At 58.7% G+C, this 6,682-nt stretch carries 5 protein-coding genes and 1 pseudogene; 4 read left to right on the top strand and 2 right to left on the bottom strand.

Annotated elements, in window-relative coordinates:
* A pseudogene (locus tag AC1XOS_RS18125) lies at nucleotides 1-104 on the bottom strand (hypothetical protein); the annotation flags it as partial.
* Between the two features lie 201 nt (nucleotides 105-305).
* On the opposite strand from AC1XOS_RS18125, the gene AC1XOS_RS18120 reads away from it, so the two are divergent.
* A complete protein-coding gene (locus AC1XOS_RS18120; protein WP_481963625.1) occupies nucleotides 306-1,961 on the top strand; it encodes a M20/M25/M40 family metallo-hydrolase in 1,656 nt (551 codons plus the stop codon).
* 51 nt (nucleotides 1,962-2,012) lie between these two features.
* On the opposite strand, the gene pcrA is transcribed toward AC1XOS_RS18120, so the two are convergent.
* The gene (pcrA, locus tag AC1XOS_RS18115) at nucleotides 2,013-4,271 is read right to left on the bottom strand and encodes a DNA helicase PcrA (protein ID WP_481963624.1); all 2,259 of its coding nucleotides are present in this window, start codon (nucleotides 4,269-4,271) and stop codon (nucleotides 2,013-2,015) included.
* Between the two features lie 107 nt (nucleotides 4,272-4,378).
* Here pcrA and AC1XOS_RS18110 point away from each other — a divergent pair, with 107 nt between their 5' ends.
* The 3 genes from AC1XOS_RS18110 to AC1XOS_RS18100 form a co-directional block, all read left to right on the top strand.
* Nucleotides 4,379-5,443 (top strand): GntR family transcriptional regulator, encoded by a 1,065-nt coding sequence (locus AC1XOS_RS18110; RefSeq protein WP_481963623.1) that lies wholly within the window; start codon nucleotides 4,379-4,381, stop codon nucleotides 5,441-5,443.
* The gene (locus tag AC1XOS_RS18105) at nucleotides 5,440-5,595 is read left to right on the top strand and encodes a hypothetical protein (RefSeq protein WP_481963622.1); all 156 of its coding nucleotides are present in this window, start codon (nucleotides 5,440-5,442) and stop codon (nucleotides 5,593-5,595) included. Before AC1XOS_RS18110 ends, AC1XOS_RS18105 begins: the two co-directional genes overlap by 4 nt.
* An 88-nt stretch (nucleotides 5,596-5,683) precedes the next feature.
* The coding region (locus AC1XOS_RS18100) for a Glu/Leu/Phe/Val family dehydrogenase (protein WP_481963621.1) at nucleotides 5,684-6,682 on the top strand (999 nt) is incomplete at its 3' end.

Here is a 6,682-nt window from a genome sequence, read left to right as displayed (position 1 = left end):
TTGCCCGCGCCGCGTAGCCGGGCGATGGCTTCAGGTGCTCCCGGAACGACACTCTCGCCCCGCCAGAGCACCCCGTCCAGATCAAAAACATAAACGGAGGTCACAGCACATTGTACCGCGTGCTCTACCTGGGGTATATTGCGCTCATCAGAAGTCCCGCCGGTTAGAGCGGCGGGACTAGAGAGCGCTTCGCGCTACGAAGGCCGTCCCGGCCATCATCCGTTCGGCATAGCCGCTTGCGGCCTTTGTGGCGGAACGCCCGTTAGCTCCCCCGCTCCAACCGGGGGAGTACAAGGATAAAGTTTATGTCTCCAACGCTTTTTTTAATCCCCCTTGCTGCCCTCATCAGTCCAGCCCCGCGCTTTCAGACCGATACGCCCGATGCGGCGATCATGGCAAAGATCCGTGAAGAGGGCCTGAGGCGCTCCCAGCTTCCGCAGAACCTCTCGTATCTTACGGAGGTTATCGGGCCACGTTTAACAGGCTCACCGGGTCTGCTACGCGCCAATGAGTACACGAAAAACAAGCTGATCGAGTGGGGATTAGAGGCCAAACTTGAGCCCTGGGGGCCGTTTGGCCGGGGCTGGACCTGCGACAAGTTCGCCGCAACTGTCGTCGGCCCAACGTCGTTTAATCTTATCGCCGCCCCCCGCGCCTGGTCCACGGGCTGGTCGGGAACCACGGAGGTTGTCTTGGTGGATGCCGACAGCCCGGAAGCACTCGCAAAGTTCAAGGGCAGCCTCAAAGGCAAGATCGCGCTGATTAGCCCGACCAAAGAGCTTCCCGCGCACTTCACGCCCCAAGGCTCCCGCTACACCGATGAGCAGCTCGCCGCCATGGCCAGTGGCACTCTGGCAGGTAGTGGCCGTCCTCGACAAGGCAGTGGCGGTGGCGGCGGATTGGGTGCGGACATGACCGACGAGCAGCGTGCGGCCCTTCAGGCACGCATGCGCCAGGCACAGATGGCGGGTCAGATCCTGGCGTTCTGTAAGGTGGAGGGCGCGGTGGCGACGCTCTCCCAGGCACGCTCGGGCGACGGCGGGACGATCTTTGTGGAGCAGGCGACGGTTCCTCAGATACCTGTTGCTCGTGAGCGTGAAGAGGCTCGTCAACCAGGTGCCCCCCGTGCCCCACGCCTCACTCCCTACTCCGTTGCCGCCGAGAGGCTCATGGTTCCTCAGATCGCGGTCGGGGCGGAGCACTACAACCGGATCGTGCGCATGGTGCAGGCAGGTGAAAAAGTGAGTGTCGCGCTGGATCTAAAAGTGCGCTTCAACGGCGACGATAAGTCCATGGTCAACAACACCATCGGCGAGTGGAAGGGCACGGATAAAGCCGATGAGATCGTGATGGCAGGCGGGCACCTCGACTCCTGGCACACGGGCACCGGCGCGACCGACAATGCAGCGGGAGTCAGTGTGGCGATGGAGGCAGTGCGAATTCTGAAGGCCATCGGGGTCAAGCCGCGTCGTACGATTCGTGTCGGGCTCTGGAGCGGCGAGGAGCAGGGAATCTTTGGCTCCACCGCCTACGTGAAAGCGCATTTTGGTAGCCCCAGTGCCCCTGGAGCGGAGCACGCCAAGTTCTCCAGCTACTTCAACCTCGACAATGGCACCGGCAAGATTCGCGGGGTCTACTGCCAAGGCAACACGGCGATCATGCCCGTCTTCGCCGAGTGGCTCAAGCCCTTTGCTGATCTTGGCGCAACGACGGTGACAGCACGCAATACCGGCGGCACCGACCACCTGCCCTTTAACTCCGCCGGGCTCCCCGGCTTTCAGTTCATCCAGGACACCATCGAGTACGATGCACGAACGCACCACTCCAATATGGACACCTTTGACCGTATTCAGCTCGATGACATGAAGCAGGCCGCCACGATTCTTGCCGCCTTCCTCTACAACGCCGCCATGCGCGACGACAAGCTCCCCCGCAAGCCGACCACACCTGCGGGTCAGTAAGCCCCCTCCCTCCCCCTTCCTTCGTAGAGGGAAGGGGGTCGGGGGACGGGTTCAAACTTTCTCCAGCCGCGCATAACCCGCCACGAGCTTCTTAATTCCCACATTGGGAAATGCCACCGACACTTGTGCCTCATCGCCGCTTCCGGTGCACGAGATCACGACACCCTGCCCAAAGACGGCGTGCTTGACTTTCTCCCCAGGCCGAAACGCTGCCTCCGAGGAGACGGCTCCCCTTGCCTTTAGGTGAGGGGTTGGGGAGAGGTTACTCGGAGAGGTTGGCTGGGCCAGTGTCGAAGCGGTTGGCGGAGGAGTTGGCGTGCTGGCGAGCTCGCGCTGCTTGCTCCTGAGGAAGCTGGGAAGACGTGCGCCCTGTGGAATAGCAAGACGCTCAAGAGCAATGTCCCGCAGAAAGCGCGAGGGCGGGTTGAACTGGGTGTTGCCAAAGATCGTGCGGCGGCTCGCAAACGTGAGATAGAGCTCTTCGCGGGCCCTCGTGATCCCCACATACGCTAGCCGTCGCTCTTCTTCGATTGCCCCATCGCTCTGGAGCGAGCGAAAGTGTGGGAAGATACTCTCCTCCATCCCAATCAGAAAAACAACCGGAAACTCTAAGCCTTTCGCAGAGTGCAGGGTCATCATCACCACGCACTCGACACCGCCCTCGCCCAGCTTGTCCACATCGGCAATCAGCGCCGTTTGCTCCAGAAACGCCCGCAGCGACGGGTCTTCGGTACTGTCTTCAAACTGGCGCGTCACCGAGAGAAGCTCCTGGACGTTCTCGACGCGGCTCTGGGCCTCGACCGTTTTTTCCACCTCCAGGGTGCGAATATAGCCTGTCTCCTCAATCAGCCGCTCGACGAGCTTGGTCAGCGGCAGCGTCTCCCGCTCACTTCTCAGGTGCATGAGCAGCATCACAAAGCTCTCGACGGCTTTCTTTAAACTCGGCTTGAGCCCCAGTGCCTCGATATCGGCCAGCGCTTCCCAGATCGTGCAGCCAAGCGTGGTCGCCCGCTCCTCCACTTTTGCCCACGTCCCCGCACCAATCCCTCGCGCCGGAACATTGATAATGCGCTTCAGTGAGATACCGTCAAAGGGATTATGAATCACTTTTAGATAGGCAATCAGGTCTTTAATTTCCTTGCGCTCGTAGAAGCGCACGCCCCCGATAATCGTGTAGGGAATCCGGTGGTTGATAAAAACCTCTTCCAGCATACGGCTCTGGGCGTTGGTGCGGTAGAGAACCGCGTAGTCCGAGAGCTTACGCTCCCCCGAGTCAACGGCCTCACGGATCACGGTGGCGACATAGACCGCCTCTTCCTGTTCATTAATTGCCTCTAAGAGCCGAATCGCCTCACCCTCGTTATTGTCCGTCCAGAGCTTCTTATCTTTTCGGCCTTTGTTTTTAGAGATCACATCGTAAGACGTGTCAAGAATTGTTTTAGTTGATCTGTAGTTTTGTTCAAGCTTAATAATTTTAGCATCGGGATAGTCTTTTTCAAAGTCTAAAATAATCTGAATATCCGCGCCTCTCCATCCGTAAACCCCCTGGTCATCGTCACCGACTACGCATAAATTGTTATTACCACCAGATAATAGCTGTGTTAATTTATATTGGGCATGGTTGACATCTTGGTACTCATCCACTAAGACATATCTGAACTTACTCTGGTAGCGTTCTCGTATATCTTCGCGCTGCTGGAGCATGCGCACGGATTTTCCGATGAGATCATCGAAATCTAGCGCTCTGTTCATCGTGAGCTTCTCTTGGTAGAGGGTATAGAGCCGCCCGACGACGTTCTCAAAGTGGCCGGAGAAGTGCTTGGTGAAGTCCTCAGGCTGGATCAGCTTCTCTTTGGCGCGGGAGATCAGCGAGAGCACGGCACGAGGGGCGTACTGCCTATCATCGAGGTTGAGCTGGTGCAGACACTCCTTCATCAGTGTCATCTGGTCGTCGTCGTCGTAGACCACAAAGTCGCGCTCTAGGCCAATGCTCCCTCCGTTCTCGCGCAGGAGCCGAGCACACGTGGAGTGGAACGTCCCCACCCACATCTCCTTGGAGATCCCCTCTCCCAGGAGCTTCTCGAGGCGCTCACGCATCTCTTTGGCCGCTTTATTGGTAAACGTGACCGCGAGGATACTGCGCGGACGAACCCCGAGATACTGGATCAGATGCGCAATGCGATGCGTCAGAACGCGCGTCTTGCCTGAGCCGGCACCGGCAAAGATCAAGAGAGGGCCTTCGGTGTGCAGCACGGCTTCGCACTGGACGGGGTTAAGAGCAGTCAGAAGAGGATTTTCGAGTTCGGTCACAGGCACTAGTATACTTCAGGCAAAGTCCTCATGTGCCGATACTCAAGCCCCCATCGAGAAAACTGGCAGAGTCCTCTCGATTGGTATATGCTAATGAAAGCCAAATCATGCTGTCCCCTCTTGATCTTACCCAAACTACCCCACGCCACCAGCAGGTCTATGAGCGCCTGCTTGGGCTGATTCGCGCGGGGCACTGGAAGTCGGGCGAGAAAGTGCCGCCAGAGCTAGAGCTAGCCGCCGAGCTGGGTGTCGCAAAGCTCACGGTTCACCGGGCAGTGCAGGCGCTCGCAACCGAGGTCTGGGTCACTCGAACCGTGGGACGAGGGACGTTTGTTGCTCCGAAACCACCGCCTGTTGGGCTGCGCCGTGTGGTGCTTGCCTTTGGCGCAAGTGCGGCTAATATTTTAGGCTCGGACTACTACGGGGGGCTCTACCAGGGAATAACGGAGGCGTTTGGTTCGAGTGTCGAGCTTGTTCTTTGCCCGAATGCTTTCTCCGATGCGAGTCTTCCACAAGCGGATGGTATTCTTATCATTGCGCCCCGCGAGAGCGCTGCTGCCTCGCTGGAAAAGCTAGCCTGTACCAAGCGCCCCGCGGTGGTCATGGGAGCACACTGGCCCGGAATGCCTCTTGCGGCTGTGGACTCCGACAATACCGGAGCGGCACGTCGCGTGGTGGCACACCTGGCGGATCTGGGGCACGAGAAAATCGCTCTTGTCTTCGCTGAGCCTGAGACGGCCAACACGCGCGATCGTGTTGCAGGCTTCCAGGCCGAGGCAGCAGTGCACGGCATAGAGACCTCGGAGCACTCTGTGCAAGAGTTTTGGCGGCTGAGCGGCGAGGAAAAAGAGAGGCTACTAGAGTCGGTAAAGCAAGGAGCGACGGCGGTATTTGCAGCGGGCTACTTTATCGCACTTGATGTCCTCAATGCCCTCCGCGAGGCGCACTACCGTGTCCCCGAGGAGATCTCCGTGGTGGGCTTCGACGACCCCGTCTCCGCACGGCTCGTCTACCCACCACTCACCACCCTGCGACAGCCTCTCCGGGAGATGGGAAGACGCGCCGCTGAGCGACTTGCAGCCCTCGCTACAAGCCAAGATGACGGAAAGCTGGAGCTCCTTCCCGTCGAGCTAGTCCTACGTAGCTCCACTGCCCGTAAAGAAAAGTCATGACCACCCCGAATGTCGTCGTGGCAGGACGCACCTTCCGTCTCCCAGATCGCGCCATCGGAGCCAATGAGTGGGTAGCAGGTTGGAGTGGAGCCACCTGGTGGAGTACCTTTGGCCTGCCGGTAGATGCTCTGAGTGAGCATTGGCTTCCGTAGGTGAGCATTGGCTTCCGTAGAGTAAACTCTTTTTTCGTTCAGGCTTACGCTACATTAGCGTAAGCTTTTTTTATGCCATAATCAAGGAATGAGCGAACACCTAGATAGCTTTGCAATGGCGCAGCAGCAGCTTGCCGCCGTCGCCGAGAGGATCAACCTTGATCCCAATGTCCACGAAGTTTTGAAGCAACCCAAGCGCGAGCTGACGGTACACTTTCCTGTCAATATGCGCGACGGCTCGATTAAGATGTTCACGGGCTACCGTGTGCATCACAACCTCACGCGCGGCCCCGCAAAAGGCGGCATCCGTTTTCATCCCGAGACCGATATCAGCGAAGTAAAGGCGCTGGCGTTTTGGATGACCATCAAGTGCGCTGTCGTCAACCTTCCCTTTGGGGGCGCAAAAGGCGGTGTCGCCTGTGATCCTCGGCAGCTTAACGCCGCAGAGCTGGAAGACTTAACGCGCCGCTACACCACCGAGATCGCCATTTTGCTTGGGCCGGATAAAGACATTCCTGCCCCGGACATGGGCACCAATGGTCAGACGATGGCCTGGATCATGGATACCTACTCCATGCTCAAGGGCACCACCGTTCCCGCTGTCGTCACCGGCAAGCCCATCGCCATTGGGGGCTCCGAAGGTCGCATTGAGGCCACAGGCCGTGGTGTGGTCACGGTCGCCCGTGAGACCTTGCTCTCCCGTGGAAACCAGCTCCCCGACTCCACGGTTGCCGTGCAGGGCTTTGGCAATGTCGGAGCCGCCGCCGCCAAGCTCTTCTACCGCTCCGGCTGTAAAATCCAGGCCGTCTCCGATGTCCAGGGCGCGATCTACCACAAAGATGGGCTCGATATTCTTGGCCTGGAAGACTGGATCAAGAAAACGGGCACGGTGGTCGGCTTCCCTGAGTCCGAGCCTCTTGATCCGACGGAGCTTCTGCTACTGCCCGTGGACTTGCTCATTCCCGCCGCGCTCCAGAACCAGCTCACAGGGGAGAACGCTGCAAAAGTGCGAGCCCGCTACATCATCGAAGGTGCGAACGGCCCTACGACCCCAGAGGCCGATAAAATCCTCAACGACAAGGGAGTT

This window comes from Armatimonas sp. (assembly GCF_964826245.1).
This window is presented reverse-complemented; position numbering and strand designations above follow the sequence as displayed.